Origin of the sequence: Streptomyces sp. NPDC006743 (assembly GCF_040703815.1) — a bacterium.
Classification (GTDB): Bacteria; Actinomycetota; Actinomycetes; order Streptomycetales; family Streptomycetaceae; genus Streptomyces.
The window spans coordinates 63,346-81,182 of the sequence record NZ_JBEYJA010000030.1 but is presented as its reverse complement, the minus strand read 5'-3'; the positions used below and the strand labels follow the sequence as shown (position 1 = coordinate 81,182).

Genomic DNA, 17,837 nt, shown 5'->3' with positions numbered 1-17,837 from the left:
GGGCCGGCCGCCGGCCGGAAGAAGGCCCTCGCGCCGGACGGACGACGAACGAGAGTGCGGGAAAGGACCTTCATGCGGGAGCGCAGTCTGCGGGACCTCCAGGTATCGGCCATCGGGCTCGGTTGCATGGGGATGTCCGCCTTCTACGGCACCACCGACCGGGAGGAGGGCATCGCGACCGTCCGGCGGGCCCTCGAACTCGGCATCACCTTCATCGACACCGCCCAGATGTACGGTCCGCTCACCAACGAGTCCCTGGTCGGCGAGGCGATCAGGGGGCACCGCGACGAGTACGTCATCGCGACCAAGTTCAACTACCGGATGGACGACGCCGTACCGGGCGACATGAGCAGCATCGGCCGTCAGGACGGCTCCGCCGAGCATGTGCGCAGCTCGGTCCACGGCTCGCTGGAACGCCTGGGCACCGACCACATCGACCTGTACTACCAGCACAGGGTCGACCCGAACGTGCCCATCGAGGAGACGGTCGGCGCGCTGGGCGAGCTGGTCGCCGAGGGCAAGGTGCGGCACATCGGGCTGAGCGAGGCGAGCGCGGCGACGATCCGCCGGGCCCACGCCGTGCACCCCGTCACCGCCGTGCAGAGCGAGTACTCGCTGTGGACGCGCGACGTGGAGGCCGAGGTGCTGCCGGCCTGCCGGGAGCTGGGCATCGGGTTCGTGCCGTACTCGCCGCTCGGACGCGGCTTCCTCGCGGGCCGCTTCAGCTCCCCGGACGAACTGGACGAGAACGACTTCCGCCGGCGCCACCCGCGCTTCACGGACGCCAACCTGGAGGCGAACCTGCGGCTGGCGGCGAAGGTCAAGGAGATCGCGGCCGAGAAGGGCGTCACGCCTGCCCAGCTCGCTATCGCCTGGGTGCTGGCGCAGGGCGAGGATCTGGTGCCGATCCCGGGCACCAAGCGCCGCGGCTACCTGGAGCAGAACGCCGCCGCGGTCGGCATCGAGCTGACCGCGGAGGACCTGCACCGCATCGACGCGGAGCTGCCGCAGGCGGCCGGTGAACGGTACGACGAGGCGGGGATGCGGTCGGTCAACCGCTAGGCCGTCGCCCGGGGCGGAGCCGTCATCCGGGAGCGCCGTGGGGAGCGGCGACCGCCCGTGGGTCCGGCGCTGGTGGTCGCTGCCAGCGCCGGGGCGCGCCGGCGGATCACGCCGTTCTGCCACAGGTCCCTTGAAGCCACAGGTCCCTTGAAGAGGAGGGCCTGTAAATCCTCCAGCCCCATACCCGAGATCATCGGGCAGGTCAGCGCTCGCCCAGGCGGCGCCGGTCGTCCTCGTCCCACTTACGGGTGTCACGGGGCTGGGTGTAGGGCTCGGTGTCCGGTGGCAGGCCGCCCGCGATGGATCGCTGGCGTACGGTCTCGGCGTCGAACTCCAGGCCCAGGAGGATGGCCAGGTTGGTGATCCACAGCCAGACGAGGAACACGATGACCCCGGCCATGGTGCCGTACGTCTTGTTGTAGGAGGCGAAGTTCGCCACGTAGAACGCGAACCCGGCCGAGGCGATCATCCAGATCACCAGGGCGAGGAAACTACCCGGAGTGATCCACCGGAACCCCTTCACCTTCGCGTTCGGGCTCGCCCAGTACAGGATCGCGATCATGGCGGTGACCAGAACCACCAGGACGGGCCACTTGGCGATCGTCCACACCGTCAGCGCCATGTCACCGATGCCCAGGGCGGCACCGGCGCGGCGGGCGAGACCGCCGGTGAACACCACGATCAGCGCACTGGCCACCGCCAGCACCATCAGCACGACGGTGACGCCCAGCCGCACGGGAACGATCTTCCACACCGGGCGGCCCTCCGGCATGTCGTAGACGGCGTTCGCGGCGCGGATGAACGCCGCCACGTAGCCGGAGGCCGACCACACCGCCAGCACGATGCCGACGACGGCCATGACGGAGCCGACGCCGGCGCTGCTCTGCAGTTGCTCCACGGCCCGGGTGATGATGTCCCGGGCCGAGCCGGGAGCGAGTTTTCTGACGTTGGCCAGGACCGCGTCGGTCGTGGACCTGCCGGTGATGCCCAGCAGGGACACGAGCACGAGCAGCGCCGGGAACAGGGACAGCACCGCGTAGTACGTCAGGGCTGCCGCGCGGTCGGTCAGCTCATCGTCCTTGAATTCCCGCAGCGCCCCCTTGAGCACCCGGCCCCAGGCCCGCTTGGGCAGTTCGGTCGGCGTGTCCGGTGCCCGGCGCTCCACCTCGGGCCCCGGCCCGGCCTCCTCGGGCGCCGGCACCTGGTGGGCCGACGGATCGTCGCTGTCGTGGGGCGCTTTCCGCCCTGGAAGATGCAGCTTCGCCATACCTGCCGAGTAACCCCTCACGGTCCCGACTACGCCACCCCGGGCCGGCGGCCCCTGCGCGCAGCGTCCGGCGTCGCCGGCGTCCGGGAGGCCGGGAGCCGGGTCACCGGGACGGGCGGCGGGCACCGTACCAGCGCCAGTTCTCAGAACGGGTTCGTTCGGGGCTGTCGATGCGTCCCGTGGCCCACAGCAGAGTGGAGGAGGCGTCCTCTGTGAGGGGCGCGTCGGGGAAGAGCCGCACGGGGGCCCGGCGGCTCAGTCCTCCGGCGCTTTCGCGCCGGGCTGGACTCCCTGTACGACGTCGTAGGTGAGCACGAGGGTTGCGACGACGCCCACGGCCGCGAAGCCCTCCGAGTCCGAGGCGGCGAGGACGTGCGGTGCCGGCCCGGTGCGCGGGGTGCTGTCCACCACCACCGCCGCGACCGGACCTCCACACTCCTCGACGAACGTCAGGAGCCCGGCGGGACCCGCCGCCCTCGCCGCGCACCCCGGGCGCTATGCGGTCGTGCCGTTGCCTGCGCCGTGGGCCGCTTGCAGCGCGGCCACCAGTCGGTCGAGGGCGGGCAGCGCCCCGTTCAGGGCCAGGCGGTCGACGTCGGGCAGCTCCTCGACGACCCGGGTCAGCGCCGCCGTGCTGGCCCGGTCGTAGCGCTCCAGAAGGTCCAGGGATTCCCGCGACGCGGTGAGCACCACGCTCCGCTGGTCGTGCTCGGGCCTGACACGCTCGACCAGCCGCGCGGCGGACATCGTCCGGACCAGGTTGCTCACCGTGGAGGGAGCCACTCGCAACCGCGCGGCCACCGCGCCGGGACTGAGGCCCTCCGGTGACGAGGACAACGCCCGCAGCAGTTCGATCTGCGCCTCCGGCAGGTCCGGCAGCCCCTCGGCACTGCGGGTGGCGCGCAGGACCGCACGTCGCAACGGCCCCAGCAGTCCCCCGAGCGCGACCGCCACCCGCGCGGCCTCTCCGCCGAACTCCCCGTCCCCTGTGCTCTCCCTGTCGCGCATGCCCTCATTGTGGACCGTCACCAGGGGCTTTTGCTCCCGCACATTTTTGTGTCAAAATAGTTTCTAGGCAGTGCGCCACCGGTGTGAACCGGACACCGGACGGCCGCCGCCGAGCACTACGAGGAGCACCACCATGACCACTGCACACATGACCCCTACGACCACCGTCGAGAACCCCGTCCCGCCGCAGGACCTGTCCGGCGTCGTCGGGCACCGGTTCATCTACACGTACGCCAACGGCTGGCAGTACGAGATGTACGTGAAGAACGCCACCACCATCGACTACCGCATCCACTCCGGCATGGTCGGCGGCCGCTGGGTGAAGGACCAGCAGGTCGACCTGGTCCAGCTCGGCGACGACGTCTACAAGGTCTCCTGGAACGAGCCGACCGGCACTTCCGTGGTCGTCAACGTGCTGCCCCGTCGGCGGGTCCTGCACGGCACCATATTCTTCCCGCAGTGGATCGAGCAGGACGGCAGCAGGACCGTCCTCTTCCAGAACGAGCACCTGGACGAGATGCGCGCCTACCGGGACGCCGGCCCGACCTATCCGATCTACGTCGTCCCCGAGTTCGCGCGCATCACCCTGTTCGAGTACGTGGGGGAGAACGACGAGAGCGTCGTCGCGGTGGGCCCGGAGGAACTGCCCGAGGGCTTCGCCGACCGCGCGAACTGACGGGCGGGCGCCCCGCGACGCCCCGCCCCTCGCCGTTACCGGCCCGCGGGGCGTGGACGGCGAGTTCCGCGGTGTGTGGCGGCGTCCACGTCGGCGGGGACACCCCACCGTCGTCGTGCGTCCCCGGCCGCCCGGACACCGGTTCCTCGCCCGTGCCGGGACGGGACTCTGTGGCGGTCGTTCCAGGGCAGGCGACCCGCGCCGGTGCGGACGGGCTCCCGCCCGCGGCCAGACGGACCCCGGGAGGGCCGGAGGCGGCGGACGGCCCCCGGTCACGGCCGGGGGCGGGTGCGCTGCCACCTGGGGCGCGCGTCGCCGCCGCGGCGCCCGGCGACGGAGGCGCACCGCGGACAGACGCGCCGTACCCGGTCGGCCGCACCGCCCGATGCCGGGAACGTGTCGGTCCAGGTGATGTGCGGGAAGCGGGTCAGCCGGGAACGGCTGAGCGAGAGGCCGCACACCGTCTCGTTGCGACCCGGTTCCCAGGCGTGGACCTCGCCGGCCGGCAGCCGGCGGCGGCCCTCCTCTTCCTCGGTCCACTGTCCGCAGGCGGCGACGGCGTACTGCTTCGTGCGAACCATGGCACGTGCGGCCCGGCGGTCAGCCGGCCGCGGCCTCCGTCCTGATGCCGCGGGGGTGTTCGGAAGAGGTCATCCTGCCGCTCCCCTGCTGCCGCGGCCCTCACGCCGCTCTCCCACTGCCGAGGTCATCCCACACCCTCCCGTCATACTCGGGACCCTCCCGTCGTACTCGGGCCGCGTCCTGTCGCGCGTTCCCCCGACCGCCGTGCCCGGACCGCCTCGCGGCACGGCCGAGGGGGCTCCGTTTCTCGCCGCGCCGCGCGTCACGGCGCCGTCCCCTGGTCCCCCGGCCGGCGCGCCACCGTCAGCAGCCCCTGCTGTTCGGCCAGCGCCGCCAGGGACAGCGTGTGGTATCCGGCCTGGTCGAACAGGACGGTGATGCGGTCCCGGTCCTGGCTCAGCACCGTTCCCTCGCCCCACTGCCGGTGCCGTACCTCGCTCCCGACGGGGTACGAAGCCGCGTCGGGATGGGCGGCCGGTTCCGTCGCCGCGTTCTCGGAGCGGTCCTCGTCGCATCTGTCGCAGTTCCCGCACGGCGGCACGTACTCCTCGCCGAAGTAACCGAGCAGGAAGCGGCGCCTGCAACCGGTGGTCTCGGCGAACGCCCGGGCCATGTCGACCCGCGACCGGTCGGTGCGGCGGTGCGCCTGCGCCGCCCGAGTCGCCTGTTCGGCCGCTCGACCGGCCGACACGCCGGGAACCGGCCGCACCTGGCCGTCGTCCCCCGTCGCGACGGCGTCCGCCTCCTCCAGCAGGTTCACCGCCGCGGTCACCCGGTTCCTGGACAGGCCTGTCTCCTCACGCAGTCCGTCCAGGCCGGCGGGCTCCCCCCGGTGGTGGTGAACGGCCTCGGCCACGTCCTGGACGGTGCCGCGGCTCGGAGCGCGGCCGGCGAAGTAGGTCTGCATCCCGGTGTCCTGCGGCCGGTGGTGGAGCACGGCGAGTGCGGGGCGGCCGTCCCTGCCGCAGCGGCCGATCTCCTGGTAGTAGGCATCAAGGGATCCCGGCAGTGAGGCGTGCAGGACGAAGCGGACGTCCTCCTTGTCGATGCCCATCCCGAACGCCGAGGTCGCCACCACGACGTCGGCCGCGCCGGACAGGAAGGCGTCGTGGATCCGGGCGCGCTCGCGGGCGCGCAGCCCGGCGTGGTAGGCCTCGGCCGCCAGCCCCAGCGACCCCAGTTCGCGTGCGTAGTACTCGCAGTCCTTGCGGGCCGCCGCGTACACGATGCCGGGCTTGGGCTCGGCGGCGGCCCGCTCGACCACGGCCCGGCGCCGGTCGTCCTCGCTCTGGAAGCGGCAGGCCTCCAGCCGGATGTTCGGCCGGTCGAACCCGGTGATCATCAGACGCGGGCGGTGCATGCCCAGCCGCTCGGTGATCTCCCTGCGCACGGGTGGAGCGGCGGTCGCCGTCAGCGCCAGGACCGGTGGCCGGCCCACCCGTCGTACGGCCTGGGCCAGGCGCAGGTAGTCGGGGCGGAAATCGTGCCCCCAGGAGGACACACACTGGGCCTCGTCCACCACGAACAGGCAGGGACGTGCCTCGGCGAGCCGCTCGGTCACCTCGTCCTTGGCCAGCTGTTCCGGCGCAAGGTACAGGTAACGGGCTTCCCCCCGACCCACGGCCTGCCAGGCGGCCTCCGTCGTGGCCGCGTCGAGGTCCGAGTTGACGGCGACCGCGCCGGGGACGCGGGAGTCGTCCGGCAGACCGGCGATCTGGTCCCGCTGGAGCGCCAGCAGCGGTGAGACCACCACGACCGGTCCGTCGAGCAGCAGAGCGGGGACCTGGTAGACGGCCGACTTGCCGGAGCCGGTCGGCATGACCACGAGGACGTCCCGGCCCTCCAGCACCCATTCCATGGCCGTGAGCTGTTCGGGCAGGAGCGTGTCCCAGCCGAACACGTCCGAGGCGGTTTCGCGCAGGCGCCCGGCCCTGTCCTCGGCCTCCGGCGGCCCCTGGCGTGTCATGACCCACTCTCCCTCACTCCTCGCGCGGACGTGCGGGAAGGAGCGCGCCCACGGCCCCGCCTGGGTACCCGCCCGGCCGGCGGACACACCGCGGCACGGGATCGGCGACGCTGCCGCCCGCGCTCCGCGGGGCCGGGCCGGAAGCGGCGAGCGGGCCGAGACGGGTGCGAGCGAGTGCGCCGGGGTGGACACGGGCGCGACGGGGTACCCGCCGCCTCGCATCACCCCCGGGCGCCGGTCCCCCAGGCAACGGGCCGCGCGCGTTCGAACGATCTCAGGGAGCTGCCCATGTCCCAGCCTCGTCAGCAACAGGTCCCGCCGGGCGACACCGCCGAAATGACACCGCGGCCCGATCACGGTGAGGAGAGTTACCGGGGATCCGGACGGCTGGCGGGCAAGGCCGCGGTCATCACGGGCGGGGACAGCGGGATCGGCCGTGCGGTGGCGATCGCCTACGCCCGTGAGGGCGCGGACGTGCTGGTCTCCTACCTCGACGAGCACGAGGACGCGCGGGAGACGGAGCGGTGGGTGCGGGAAGCCGGCCGCCGGTGCGTCCTGGTTCCCGGGGACGTGGCCGACCCGGCGCACTGCCGGTCGGTCGTCGGCAAGGCCGTGGAGGAGTTCGGCCGGATCGACGTGCTGGTGAACAACGCCGCGTTCCAGATGACCCGCGACTCCATCGAGGACATCCCCGACGAGGAGTGGGACCGCACGCTGGCGATCAACCTCAGCGCCTTCTTCCACCTGACCAAGGCCGCCGTCCCGCACATGCCCCCGGGAGCGTCGATCATCGGCAGCACGTCGGTCAACTCCGACAGTCCGCCCCCGCAGCTCCTGCCCTACGACGTCACCAAGGCGGGCATCGCGAACATGGTCGGCTCGCTCGCCCAGATGCTGGCTTCCAAGGGCATCCGCGCCAACAGCGTCGCCCCCGGACCCATCTGGACACCGCTCATCCCGGCGACCATGCCGCCGGAGCAGGTGGAGAGCTTCGGATCGCAGGTGCCCCTGGGCCGGCCGGGCCAGCCGGCCGAACTGGCGCCGGTCTACGTACTGCTCGCCTCGGACGAGGCGAGCTACGTCTCCGGGGCCCGGATCGCGGTCACCGGCGGACAGCCGATCCTGTGAACACCGGCCGGACGCTCGCGTACCCGCTCCGGCTCTCCGTCACGGCGAGGCCGCTGGTGTTCGGCGGGCACGCCATCGCCCGCCGCCTGGGCAAGACGGGACTGCCGGACTGGAGCATCGCGGAGACCTGGGAGTGCAGCGACGTCGACGGCTCCGGCAGCGTCGTGACCGACGGGCCGCCGGCCGGCCGGTCCCTGCGCCGTGTGGTCGCCGATCACCCCGGGGAACTCATGGGCCCGGGGTGGTCCGGCTCCCGCTTCCCGCTGCTGACCAAGTTCCTCGACGCCACCGGTTCCCTGCCCGTCCATCTGCACGCCGACGACGAGGCGGCCCGGCGGCTGGAGGGCAGCCCCAACGGCAAGACCGAGGCGTGGCACATCCTGGACGCCGCTCCGGGCGCGACCGCCCTGTGCGGTGTCAAGGCCGGTGTGACGGGCGAGCGGCTGCGCGCCGCGCTGGAGGCGCAGGAGTTCGACTCCGTCCTGCGGCGCCTGCCCGTGCGCGCGGGGGAGACGCTGTACGTACCCGGCGGCACCCCGCACAGTTTCGGACCGGACACCCTCGTCTACGAGATAGAGCAGACGTCCGACATCCAGCAGCACGCGATGCGCTGGAACATGGAGGACGGCTCCCCGGTGGACGACGCGGACTTCCACTCCCACCTCGACATGCTGATGCAGGAGGTCGACCTGGAGACACGGCCGGACTTCACGCCCGGACTGAGCATCGCCGTCGGGGATGGGGTGGAACGGGTCTTCCTCTGCGCCGGCCCGTACTTCGCCCTCGAACGCTGGCGCGCCGGGACCGCGGAGCCGTTGCGCCACTCCTTCGCCACCGCGCAGATCCTCTCCAACGTCGGTGCCCCGGTCCGGGTGCGGACGGGCACGTGGAGCGGCGAACTCGGCCGGGCCGAGACGCTCCTGCTGCCCGCCGCGTGCGCAAAGGTCGAGATCGGCGGTCCGGCCGACGTCCTGTTCGGCTACCTGCCCGACCTCGACCGAGACGTCCGGGCCCCGCTCCAGGCCGCCGGCCACCCCCTCCCTCTCATCGACTCCCTGGGGCCGGGCACGGCTCCCGGAACCCGGGGGGCGGGAGCTGCGCGTCGCAAGACGTGACGAACGGTGAGCCAGGGGCGTGCGTGGCGACGCGTCCCCGTACGCGCCGCTCGGCGGCACGCCTGGACGATGAGACTCTCCCCGTGCGAGGGCCGACGGCTACGGGGTGCGGACTTCGTCCCAGTGCCTCACTTCGCCAGCTGGATGTCCGACACCCTTCCCCGGAGACAGTCGAAGTAGTGAACCGTCCAATCGGCTCCCAGTTCGGCAGCCAAGTCAGTGGCAATCACGTGTCCCTCGTCCACCCATCGGGACTTTGCTTCGGGTGACGGGAAGCCAGATCGGACCGGATCGTCGAACACCAGGATCCCCTCGTACGTCCGGGCCCACGCATCCAGCCGATCGGCCAGCTCGCCGGAAAGGCCGAATCGGGTGTCTCGCGGATCTGCGTCACCCAGGTCTTCCCCGAAGAGCCACAAGGGATGGCATCCGTAGTCAGCCATGACGCGAACTCTCTTCTCCATCGGTCCTCCCAGGGGAATTACCGCGGCCGCACCGTGATCAGCCCCCGGCCACGCAACCGGCCGGGGAGCACCCTGGGCACCCACCGCGTCACGTTCGCCGTCGGCGAGACATCGAGGACACCGCCGCCCGCCTGCGCCTCACGGCGCCGGACTCCTCGGCGAACGGCCTTCGCGTTCCGGACCGCACCGACCTCCATGGCGTTATCGGAAGTGGCTCGAGCGGTCGTGTGGTTCGTCAGTTTCGAGGCAGGACAGCGAGCCAGCGGTCGTCCTGGAACTCAGGAGGGACATCGTCCTGCCAGGGGTCGATCCCACGGGCTTCCAGTTCGTCGAACCACCGGTCGCGCTGTGATGCGGGGAGACGCCGTCCACACCAGGGGCAGAAGTCGATGGTGATACTTGATGTACCACCGTCGTGGACGATCAGCCCGTACTCCTGAAATCTGGCACTGAACTCGATCAGCGCGTCCGGACATGCGAAGAGGTCGGCGTGCCGGTCGCAGCACATGTTGGCCCGGCTGTTCATCGCCTCGCAGCAGTGGCTGATCATGTCCTCGGCATCTCGTTCGTCGGCGCCATGTCCCGAAGTAGATCACAGTCTGTGATGATCACGGGGTGGCACGTGGGGATCTCCCGCTGTCGACCTGGCCGCGCGGCCGACGATCCGCACATCAGAGTGCCGTCCTGCTCCGCAGGGGCGTGCGGCGGCTTGCCGGTGCTGTTCTCGTTCTGTTTCCGCGATCAGCCGGCGAGCTCCCGCCGACCCGTGAGGAGCTGACACTTCGACACACCCGGATCCGGCGGAACGAGCGCGCCCCCGCCACCTCGCCAGTAACTAAAAGCGTTCAATTATGCGCACACAGTGATAACACTGGGCGTCGGGGCCAGTCGGCCGGGCAGGACGTGACCGAGCGGTCGGCGCCTGCCGCGGGCGCCCCGATGCGTACGGAAAGGCTTCACAGCATCAGCGCGCCCGCCGATCCGCGCGGCACCGAGTGCAGAACACGGGCCGCGCCCTGCCTGAGAGGAAGACCGCATGCACCACCCCCCGCGCCGACGCGGACTCGCCGGCCTGGCCGCGAAAGCGACCCTCGCCGCTGCCATGGCCCTGCCCGCCGCCACCACCGGAGCCGTGTCCGCGCGCGCCGCGGCCGGTCAGCATGAGGCGGCGCCGAACGAGTACGTGGCGGTGGGCGATTCCTTCGCCTCCGGCGCCGGTCTGGCGCCGAAGGACAGCGCCTCCCCCGGCGGCACGGACTGCAGGCGCTCCACGGGCGACTACGCGCACCTGCTGGCCGCGGGGAACGGCTGGGCACTCACCGACGTCACCTGCAGCGGCGGCCGGATCGGCGAGGAGAACGAGTCCGCGGGCCAGGGAGGCGGCTTCTATCGCAGCCTCCCCTACGCGCAGGACAATCCGCCGATGCTCGGCGCGGTCGACAGCCGCACCCAGTACGTGACGTTCCAGTTGGGCGGCAACGACAGCGGCATCACCGAAGCGATGAAGAACTGCCTCAAGGACGGTGTCGCGCAGCGGAACGACCCCAGGGCGGCGCTCTGCGAGAAGCGGGTCGAGGAGCACAGGGACGGCTACCGGATCGACCTCGTGAGAACGAGGAACAGGGCCGTGAAGGCGCTCAGGGCCATCCGCCGCAAGGCTCCCGACGCCCGGGTGGTCGTGCTCGGCTACCCGCTGGTCCTCCCCTTGGGACGGGCCCCCCGGCACTGTCCGTTCACGGTGGACGTGTACCCCGGCCGGGCGCAGGGTTTCGGACCGGTCTCGGTTCCCGACCAGGAGTTCTTCGCGCAGCGGCTCGCCGAGCTCAACACCGTCCTGCGCCGTGCGGCACGGGAGGGCGGCGCCGCCTTCGCCGACCTGGCCCGCGTCTTCCAGGGACACGACGCCTGTCAGGCCAGGGACCAGCGGTGGATCCACCGCGTCCTCGCCGACGTGCCCATGACCCACCAGGACGGCTCACCGTACGAGCGGCCCGCGAACCCGTTCTCCCCTGAAGGACTCGCCTACCTGAACCAGGCCATCGACGGCGACGGCCGGGAACCCTTGTGGGCATCGGGCCACCCCAACACCAAGGGCCACGAGGAGACGGCCAGGATCCTCGCCACGACCGCCTTCCCGGCCCGGGCAGGCCGCTGACCGCCCGCCCCCGACCCACCCGGACGTGAGCCGCACGGCGGCCCTACGCACCGACCGGCACCGGTGGAGAACGTCCGGCGAGAACCGCCGGTGGCCACCGACGCCGCAACCCCGCCCGGGCACGGTGGCGTCCATGTCCCGCGCCCGGGACCGGGACCGGGACCGGGACCGGGACCGGCCAGGGCCTACCCCACGTGTTCGACGCAAGCCGACCAGATCTCCCGCAGCAGCCTCGGACAGTGCTCGCCGTAGGTGTGCAGCGCATGCCACACCGCGTCCAGGGCGGCCCTGAGCGGGGCGGTGTCGGCGGCGGCGAGCACGGCGGGGAGAGCGAAGTGCGGTGGTGAGGTCTCTCCGCCGACGCAGGGCGTGATGGAGGGCTGCACCACCACGACGCCGTCGTTCCCCATGTCCGGGGGGCAGTACGGCGCTCGCTCGGGAGGGATCGCCCGGAGCACCGGCCGCCCCTGTACGGGGAGGTCGGCGCGCAGGGTCTCCCACATCCGGGCCCTGTCGTCGAACGGCGGCGGAAGCGGACGTCCCTCCGTCAGAGCAGTGAGCGCCCGGGCGACCCACAGCACATCGGTCAGGCCCGCTTCCTCGCAGGCCCGCCGCGCGGCCAGCAAGGACACCGTCCGCTGCGTCTCGGGTCCCACGGCGTCGAGGGTGTGCACCAGGTCGCTGTCGAAGGAGAGGAGACCGAGGACGTTGCTCCCGCGGAGCCGTCGCAGCGACTCGCTCGGCAGCCGTCCGCCCCATACCCACTTCTCGTGGTGCAGTCGCCGCTCCTCGGCGGCCCCTTCCTCGCTCGTGACCGGCCTGCGCACAGGGCACCCCTTCGTCGAGGACGGCCCGCGAGCCCTTGTCGGGCAGGCCGTCACATGCCATGCCCCGCATGATGCCGCAGGCCACTGACAACAAGGCTGGGCTCCTGCATCCGGTGGGCGTCGGCGTCTTCCGTCCCGCCCGCCTCCGCGGTCGCAGCGGCGCGGCGGGTACCGCCGGCGCGCAACCGGCCGGGCGCGCCCCGGTCCCCGGCCCCGGCCGCGACCGCGCCGCCCGTCCCGCCCGCCCGCCGCCGGTCGACGAAGCCGCCGGCAGGCTCAGGGACGCCGGCTACGGCACCGGTCGGGGACGGGAGGTGTAGAGCACGCTGTGGTAGCGGCCCTCCTCCTCCCGCCCCGACGGGTCACCGCCGAGGGCCCGCACGGCCTCGATCGCGTGCTGCCGCTCCCGTTCGTCCGTGAACCGCCGTTGCGGGTAGGTCCTGGCCCCGTCCACCGTGGTGTGCAGTCCGTGTGCGGCCAGCGTCCGCACGACGGGCTCGTACGAGACGGTCCGCAGCACGAACGCGCTCACCCACACGGGACGCCTGATTCCGTCCAGCAGCGCGGCGAACGTCCGCTCGGTGATGTAGCTGCCGCCGCCCGTCAGCGTGATCAGGCCGACCTCGTCCAGGGCGTCGCGCAGGGCCGGCCCGGGCGGCACCCGTTCCAGGTCGTCGGTGAAACCGGCTTCCAGCAGACCGGCTTCCTGGGCATAGCGCACCGCCGGGCCGGCGATGTCCAGGCCGTACACCGCGATCGCGTCCGGCCGTCGCCGCTCGGCGTAGAACTTCCGGTCCCATGCCGCTAGTTGAGTCGGCGTCATCCGCCGAGCGGTGTCGGACGTGTACCGCTCGTACAGCTCCGCGAGCGTCACCTCGTGATTGAGCAGGGCGGCGTTGATGCCGTAGGAACAGCACAGGTCCAGCACCACCGGGCCGCCGGGCCGCCCGTCACCGTGCGCCGCCCGCTCCGCGGCCAGTCGCCGGAACACCGGCTGGGCGTGGTGCGGGATCTCGTAGTCGAGCGGAGCCAGCCGGGTGAAGTAGGCACGGGGGTCCGGCTGGACGTACACGTCGTCGAACCGGGACTTGCCGTGCGCCGCACCGCCAGAGCCCGACCCGCCCACATCGCACGCTCCTCGCACCGCTTCCGTGTCCCCATCATGGCCCCTCCCCCGGCCCCGCGGACGTCCGCCACGCGTGGCGGCACGGCACGGGGCCGGCCCGGCCGCCGGACACCGGCCTCGCCCTTGAGAGCTGCGGACAAAAGAGGCGCCCGGCTCCCGACACCCCTTCCGACGCGTCGTACAGGCGATGCGGCGGTGTCGGCCGAGTGGTGCGGGGCTCTCGGTGCGGCTCGCGCAGATCTGGCCGGGGCAGGCCGCGGTGGCTCGTGCATGAGCGGAGGAAGCCGGTGGTGAGGCGCCTGACGGCGGCGTCCTCGGCGGACCGGGCGTCCAGGCCGGCCGGTGCCGCTGCCGCCGCGCCCAGGGGACCGAGCGTGCGGGTCCGTGCCGGAGGTGACGGTCGTGAACAGGTGGCGGAGGCAGAGCATGAAAGAGCGGCGTCGCCGTCCGGCACCCGGACACCCGGGCGTGCGGTCACGCGGGCGCACGGGGCGGACGTTCGGCCCGGTTGCGGAGCATTCGGGGCCCGGTAGCCTGGAGTTGGCAGATCCTGCCCTATTTCGGAGGTAGACCATGTTTCTCCGATTGCTGCGGATCCGTACGCCTCGTCGCCTCGTTCTTCTCGGTACCGGCCGTTTGATCCGGGGCTTCAGCGGCGGCTTCTACGACGGTCACGGATACCAGTCCTGACACCGTTCCCCACCGGACCCGGGAGGAGGCGCGGTGGCGGACGAGGCCGATGCCCTGGCAGCCCTGGCGAAGATCCTGGCACCGCACTGCCGTGTGACCCGGCTGTCCGGTGGAGCGCTGATCGCGGACTGGAAGCGGACACGTTTCCTCGGGATGACACCGGCGGACATGCGCGTGCTGACCGAGGGAGACGCTCAGGAACGCGCCGAAGTCGTCACCGGCCTCGTCCGGGCCGGCTGCGCCACGGGGCGCCGGCGGGATCACACGGACGCCGGCGTCCGGCTCTGGCTGCACGGTGCCCACCTGCTGATCCGGACCATGGGGTTCGGACGAGTGCTCCGGCTGCTGTCGGTGATCGCCCCGGACTACGCCCGCACGGACAGTCCCACGGCGGAGCAGGTGGGACGGCTGAAACGAGCGGTGCAGTCGCACAGCCGCAGGAGCTGCCTGGTCGACGGTGACTGCAAGTCCGAGGCCGTGACGGCCTTCGTGCTGCTCCGGCGGCGCGGCTGGGAGGCCGTCCTGCACGTGGGGGTACGCGAACACCCCTTCGCCCTGCACGCCTGGGTCTCCTCGGCCGGTGTGTGCATCCCGGACGCCGACCCGCGCGGGCACGCGTTCACCCCCGTGCTGTCGATCGGCCGCGGAGGAGCGTGACATGGACGCGCTCCGCCTCGAGTGGGGCGGCGGGGAGCCGAAGCTCCGGACCGCCGCGGGGATGGAGCGTGAGGGGCTCGTGACGACGGTCTCCTCGCCGGAGGGCACCGCGGCCGTCGTCGGCTTCGTCGGTGCGGCGCGGGACCGGGTGGCGGGCGCCCGCCGTCTCCTGGACGCCCTGGGCCGGCGGGGAACCCCCGCGCCGCTGCCGGCGGGCGACTACGCGGCCGTACTGGTGTACCGCGACCGCGTCCTCGTGACCCGGGACGAGCAGGCACGCGTCCCGCTGTTCTTCCGCGAGTCGGGTGGCCGCGTGAGCGCCGTGAGCACCTCGGTCCGCGCGCTGGGGAGCGGCTCGGCGCTCGAACCCCGCTACTTCTGCCGGTATCTCACCGGCAACATGGCGCAACCGCACGCGGACCTCACCCCCTTCGCGGGGGTCCACCGTGTCCTCGGCGGTGAGGTGCTGGAGCTCTCGGTCACCGGGCGGATGCGCGGCCGGGGGCCACGACACGTCCGCCGGGCCCCCGACCCGCCCGTGCCGGCGGCCGACGGGTCCCGCCGCCAGGGGGCGGCGAAGGAGCTGCGCCGGGTGCTGGAGGAGGCCGTCCGGCGCCGCCTGGGCACCATGACGGCATGCCATGTCTCCGGCGGCCTCGACTCCACCAGCGTGGCGTTGCTCACGGCACAGGTGCTGGCCGGGGACGGTACCGGCAACCTCTTGCTGCTCGCCGGACGTTTCGCGGAGGGAGAGCTGGCCGGGGAGCAGCCGTACCTCGACGCGGCGGTGGAGGGGATCCGCCGTCTCGCCCCCGCGGCCCGCCCGGTGATCGTCGACGCCGACGGCGTCGCCGACTTCGACGACTTCGGGCACCACGCGGGAGACGCGGACGAACCCCATGCGCACGCCTTCCGCGCCCCGTTCTGGGCCAGGCTCCACGCCGCCGCCGCCGAACTGGGCTGTGACACGGTCCTGACCGGTTGCGGCGCCGACCCGGTCGTGGACGCCAACCCGTTCCACCTGCACCGGCTCGCCCGCACGGGGCAGTTGCGGGAGCTGGCCAGGCAGGCACGCGCCTGGGCCGAGGGCGGCGAGCGGGGGCTGCGGGAGACCGTCCACGCCTACGTCGTACGGCCGTCCCTTCCGCTGGCCGCCGAACGGGCGGGGGCCCTCGTGAGCGGCGGAACCGTGCTCGGCGGCCTGGGCTCCTTCAACCGTCCCCCCTGGCTGCGAGCCGCGTTCGCGCGGGCGCACGGCTACCGGGAGGCCAGCGTCGCGGAGAGCCGCTTCGTGTACGGGCGCAGGCCGGAACGGTCGCTCTACGAAGCGGCCAACTACCTCGCCGCTCCGGACCTGCTGTCCTGGCAGCGCGCGCGGGAGGACGGGTTCTTCCTCTCGCACCCCTTCCTCGACCCGGAGGTCATCGCGACGATGCGCCGCCTCCCCACCGAAGACGTCTTCGTTCCCGGCCGTCCGAAGGCGGTGCTGCGCGAGGCGATGGCGGATCTGCTGCCGGCCCGGATCAGCAGAAGGACGGCCAAGGTCCCCTTCGACGGTCTCTACGCCCGCGGTCTGCGGACCCATGGCGACGCGCTCATCGACCTGTGCCGCTCCGCCCGGCATCCGCTGGTCGCGGAGATGTTCGACGTCCCGTTGCTGTGCCGGGCGGTGCGGGAGGCCCGGTTCGGACTCGGGGACGCGCACTCCTGGGACCGGGTGAACAGTTCGCTGGCGCTGGTGGCCTGGCTGGAGCGTCTGGAAGGGCGCACCGGCGGCTTCGGCGAGGCCCGGCCCGTCAACGCCGGCTCTTGATGTCCCACAGGGACCGTTCCATCGGGCCCGTGAGGACGTCGACGAGGCCGTAGCGGCTCACCAGCTCGCGCTGCTCCGCTCCGGTGGGGATGCGCTCCTCATCACTCCTGCGTGCGACGTTCGTCGCCACGTTCGCGCCGTGCGTGCCGAACCTCCAGTAGACGGTCACGTACCGGGGGTCGCGGGTGCGCTCGTCGATCGCGTTGTTCTCGTGCACCCTGGCGCGGTAGATGATGGAGTCCAGGCCCTGCTTCTGCTGCTGCTTCACCCAGGCGGGGACCCCCTTCCCGTTCCAGGAGTACGCCTTGAACTCGAGCGGCGGCTCCAGAGCGAGCCGGTCCTTGCGGGCCAGGCTCGCGGTGGCGTAGAACGCCAGCTGGTCGTACGGGGTGTCGATGGGCAGTTGCACCACCACCCGGGTGGCGAACGTGTCGCTCGACTCGATCCACTGCCCGTAGGGCATCCAGGGCCGGGCCTCGACCAGCTCGCCGGGCTGATGGATCTCCCTGCGGGAGAGCGGATTCACTTCCTGGGATTTGCTCCACTGCTCCGCGTCGGTCCGCCATTGCCGGCGGAGCCGGTCCTTCGCGCTCAGGGGCACCCGTTCCCCCATGGCGTGGAATTCCGTGCCGAGCACGTAGAAGCCGACGTCACCGTGGTTCTCCAGGGTGATGTCGACGGGGATGGCGAATTCCTTCCGGTTCTGACTCAGCACAGGATTTCCCAGGGACAGTCCGATGAGCGGCCTGGTCTCACGCTGGTAGGGCTGATAGAGGTTCTGGTAGCCGAAATTGGCGACGGCGAGGGCCGAGGAGACGACGAGCGCCGCGGCCACCCGCTTGGGAGCGGGGATCGTGACCGCTGTCCGCCACACCGCGAAGACGGCCCATGCCGAGCCCGCCGTGAGCGCGGTGAACAGCGCGAGGTAGACCGCGGAGTCGCCCCTGGCCGTCTCGATCACGAGCAGGGCGTTGGTCAGCAGGGCGGCGAACGCGCCGATCAGCGCGACCATCCCGGAGTAGGGGAAACTGCGCCACCACCAGTGGTCCACGACGGCGGCGGCGCTCAGGAACGTGGTGAAGGCGACCGCGATGAGGACGGCGCCCGTGATACGCCCGGGGAAGGTCAGGGCGTGGACGAAGTCCTCGAGGCCGAACCACCCCATGACCAGTGTCGTCGCGAGGAGGACCAGAAGGCTCACCGCCATCGCCACGCGGGACCGGGGTGTTCTCGGTGGGGGCCGCCGCACTTTCAGGTGCGAGCGGGGCTGATGCCTGGGGGAAGTCCTCACTTGATCACCT

The 17,837-nt window shown here is 72.1% G+C and carries 17 protein-coding genes; 7 read left to right on the top strand and 10 right to left on the bottom strand.

Annotated features, from left to right (window positions below):
* The first annotated feature begins 72 nt into the window (after positions 1-72).
* Positions 73-1,062 carry an aldo/keto reductase gene (locus ABZ719_RS23575; protein WP_366727157.1) on the top strand — a complete coding sequence of 330 codons (990 nt, stop codon included), beginning with the start codon at positions 73-75 and terminating at the stop codon, positions 1,060-1,062.
* A gap of 202 nt (positions 1,063-1,264) precedes the next feature.
* Here the strand turns inward: ABZ719_RS23575 and ABZ719_RS23570 are convergent, their stop codons facing one another.
* The 3 genes from ABZ719_RS23570 to ABZ719_RS23560 all read right to left on the bottom strand — a co-directional run bounded on the left by ABZ719_RS23570 (position 1,265) and on the right by ABZ719_RS23560 (position 3,337).
* Entirely contained in the window at positions 1,265-2,329 is a 1,065-nt protein-coding gene (locus ABZ719_RS23570; protein WP_366727156.1) for a YihY/virulence factor BrkB family protein, read from the bottom strand.
* Positions 2,330-2,584: 255 nt separating this feature from the next.
* On the bottom strand, positions 2,585-2,743 hold the full coding sequence (locus tag ABZ719_RS23565) for a hypothetical protein (RefSeq protein ID WP_366727155.1): 159 nt from the start codon (positions 2,741-2,743) through the stop codon (positions 2,585-2,587).
* 81 nt (positions 2,744-2,824) lie between these two features.
* The gene (locus ABZ719_RS23560) at positions 2,825-3,337 is read right to left on the bottom strand and encodes a MarR family winged helix-turn-helix transcriptional regulator (RefSeq protein WP_366727154.1); all 513 of its coding nucleotides are present in this window, start codon (positions 3,335-3,337) and stop codon (positions 2,825-2,827) included.
* Positions 3,338-3,470: 133 nt separating this feature from the next.
* Between ABZ719_RS23560 and ABZ719_RS23555 the strand changes: the two genes are divergently transcribed.
* A complete protein-coding gene (locus ABZ719_RS23555; protein ID WP_366727153.1) occupies positions 3,471-4,013 on the top strand; it encodes a phenolic acid decarboxylase in 543 nt (180 codons plus the stop codon).
* 272 nt (positions 4,014-4,285) lie between these two features.
* Here ABZ719_RS23555 and ABZ719_RS23550 read toward each other — a convergent pair whose 3' ends face one another.
* Positions 4,286-4,594 carry a hypothetical protein gene (locus ABZ719_RS23550; RefSeq protein WP_366727152.1) on the bottom strand — a complete coding sequence of 103 codons (309 nt, stop codon included), beginning with the start codon at positions 4,592-4,594 and terminating at the stop codon, positions 4,286-4,288.
* Between the two features lie 263 nt (positions 4,595-4,857).
* Positions 4,858-6,561, bottom strand: coding sequence for a RecQ family ATP-dependent DNA helicase (locus tag ABZ719_RS23545; protein ID WP_366727151.1), 1,704 nt, complete (start codon positions 6,559-6,561; stop codon positions 4,858-4,860).
* 288 nt (positions 6,562-6,849) lie between these two features.
* On the opposite strand from ABZ719_RS23545, the gene ABZ719_RS23540 reads away from it, so the two are divergent.
* Both ABZ719_RS23540 and ABZ719_RS23535 read left to right on the top strand, forming a co-directional pair.
* A complete protein-coding gene (locus tag ABZ719_RS23540; RefSeq protein WP_366727150.1) occupies positions 6,850-7,689 on the top strand; it encodes an SDR family oxidoreductase in 840 nt (279 codons plus the stop codon).
* The gene (locus ABZ719_RS23535) at positions 7,686-8,804 is read left to right on the top strand and encodes a mannose-6-phosphate isomerase (RefSeq protein ID WP_366727149.1); all 1,119 of its coding nucleotides are present in this window, start codon (positions 7,686-7,688) and stop codon (positions 8,802-8,804) included. The genes ABZ719_RS23540 and ABZ719_RS23535 overlap by 4 nt, the downstream gene beginning before the upstream one ends.
* 128 nt (positions 8,805-8,932) lie before the next feature.
* Here the strand turns inward: ABZ719_RS23535 and ABZ719_RS23530 are convergent, their stop codons facing one another.
* Complete coding sequence (locus ABZ719_RS23530; protein WP_366727148.1) at positions 8,933-9,247, bottom strand: hypothetical protein; 315 nt, start codon at positions 9,245-9,247, stop codon at positions 8,933-8,935.
* Positions 9,248-9,503: 256 nt separating this feature from the next.
* Positions 9,504-9,818 carry a hypothetical protein gene (locus ABZ719_RS23525; protein ID WP_366727147.1) on the bottom strand — a complete coding sequence of 105 codons (315 nt, stop codon included), beginning with the start codon at positions 9,816-9,818 and terminating at the stop codon, positions 9,504-9,506.
* A gap of 486 nt (positions 9,819-10,304) precedes the next feature.
* Between ABZ719_RS23525 and ABZ719_RS23520 the strand changes: the two genes are divergently transcribed.
* Positions 10,305-11,423: an SGNH/GDSL hydrolase family protein gene (locus tag ABZ719_RS23520; RefSeq protein WP_366727146.1), complete on the top strand. Its 1,119-nt coding sequence runs from the start codon at positions 10,305-10,307 to the stop codon at positions 11,421-11,423.
* 185 nt (positions 11,424-11,608) lie between these two features.
* Here the strand turns inward: ABZ719_RS23520 and ABZ719_RS23515 are convergent, their stop codons facing one another.
* Positions 11,609-12,250 carry a hypothetical protein gene (locus tag ABZ719_RS23515; protein ID WP_366727145.1) on the bottom strand — a complete coding sequence of 214 codons (642 nt, stop codon included), beginning with the start codon at positions 12,248-12,250 and terminating at the stop codon, positions 11,609-11,611.
* 289 nt (positions 12,251-12,539) lie between these two features.
* Complete coding sequence (locus ABZ719_RS23510; RefSeq protein WP_366727144.1) at positions 12,540-13,376, bottom strand: hypothetical protein; 837 nt, start codon at positions 13,374-13,376, stop codon at positions 12,540-12,542.
* A 723-nt stretch (positions 13,377-14,099) separates the two neighbouring features.
* Between ABZ719_RS23510 and ABZ719_RS23505 the strand changes: the two genes are divergently transcribed.
* Together ABZ719_RS23505 and ABZ719_RS23500 are read left to right on the top strand one after the other, a co-directional pair.
* Complete coding sequence (locus ABZ719_RS23505) at positions 14,100-14,723, top strand: lasso peptide biosynthesis B2 protein (protein ID WP_366727143.1); 624 nt, start codon at positions 14,100-14,102, stop codon at positions 14,721-14,723.
* Between the two features lies 1 nt (position 14,724).
* Entirely contained in the window at positions 14,725-16,536 is a 1,812-nt protein-coding gene (locus ABZ719_RS23500; RefSeq protein ID WP_366727142.1) for an asparagine synthase-related protein, read from the top strand.
* Here the strand turns inward: ABZ719_RS23500 and ABZ719_RS23495 are convergent.
* Complete coding sequence (locus tag ABZ719_RS23495) at positions 16,520-17,743, bottom strand: hypothetical protein (protein WP_366727141.1); 1,224 nt, start codon at positions 17,741-17,743, stop codon at positions 16,520-16,522. The two genes, ABZ719_RS23500 and ABZ719_RS23495, sit on opposite strands and share 17 nt — an antisense overlap.
* Between the last annotated feature and the right edge of the window lie 94 nt (positions 17,744-17,837).

Excerpts from the sequence above, each read along its gene's own strand:
- ABZ719_RS23550 (WP_366727152.1), bottom strand. The coding sequence starts at position 4,594 with ATGGTTCGCACGAAGCAGTACGCCGTCGCCGCCTGCGGACAGTGGACC.
- ABZ719_RS23500 (WP_366727142.1), top strand. The coding sequence starts at position 14,725 with ATGGACGCGCTCCGCCTCGAGTGGGGCGGCGGGGAGCCGAAGCTCCGG.
- ABZ719_RS23560 (WP_366727154.1), bottom strand. The coding sequence starts at position 3,337 with ATGCGCGACAGGGAGAGCACAGGGGACGGGGAGTTCGGCGGAGAGGCC.
- ABZ719_RS23555 (WP_366727153.1), top strand. The coding sequence starts at position 3,471 with ATGACCACTGCACACATGACCCCTACGACCACCGTCGAGAACCCCGTC.
- ABZ719_RS23575 (WP_366727157.1), top strand. The coding sequence starts at position 73 with ATGCGGGAGCGCAGTCTGCGGGACCTCCAGGTATCGGCCATCGGGCTC.
- ABZ719_RS23525 (WP_366727147.1), bottom strand. The coding sequence starts at position 9,818 with ATGATCAGCCACTGCTGCGAGGCGATGAACAGCCGGGCCAACATGTGC.
- ABZ719_RS23545 (WP_366727151.1), bottom strand. The coding sequence starts at position 6,561 with ATGACACGCCAGGGGCCGCCGGAGGCCGAGGACAGGGCCGGGCGCCTG.
- ABZ719_RS23530 (WP_366727148.1), bottom strand. The coding sequence starts at position 9,247 with ATGGCTGACTACGGATGCCATCCCTTGTGGCTCTTCGGGGAAGACCTG.
- ABZ719_RS23495 (WP_366727141.1), bottom strand. The coding sequence starts at position 17,743 with ATGGCGGTGAGCCTTCTGGTCCTCCTCGCGACGACACTGGTCATGGGG.
- ABZ719_RS23520 (WP_366727146.1), top strand. The coding sequence starts at position 10,305 with ATGCACCACCCCCCGCGCCGACGCGGACTCGCCGGCCTGGCCGCGAAA.
- ABZ719_RS23570 (WP_366727156.1), bottom strand. The coding sequence starts at position 2,329 with ATGGCGAAGCTGCATCTTCCAGGGCGGAAAGCGCCCCACGACAGCGAC.
- ABZ719_RS23540 (WP_366727150.1), top strand. The coding sequence starts at position 6,850 with ATGTCCCAGCCTCGTCAGCAACAGGTCCCGCCGGGCGACACCGCCGAA.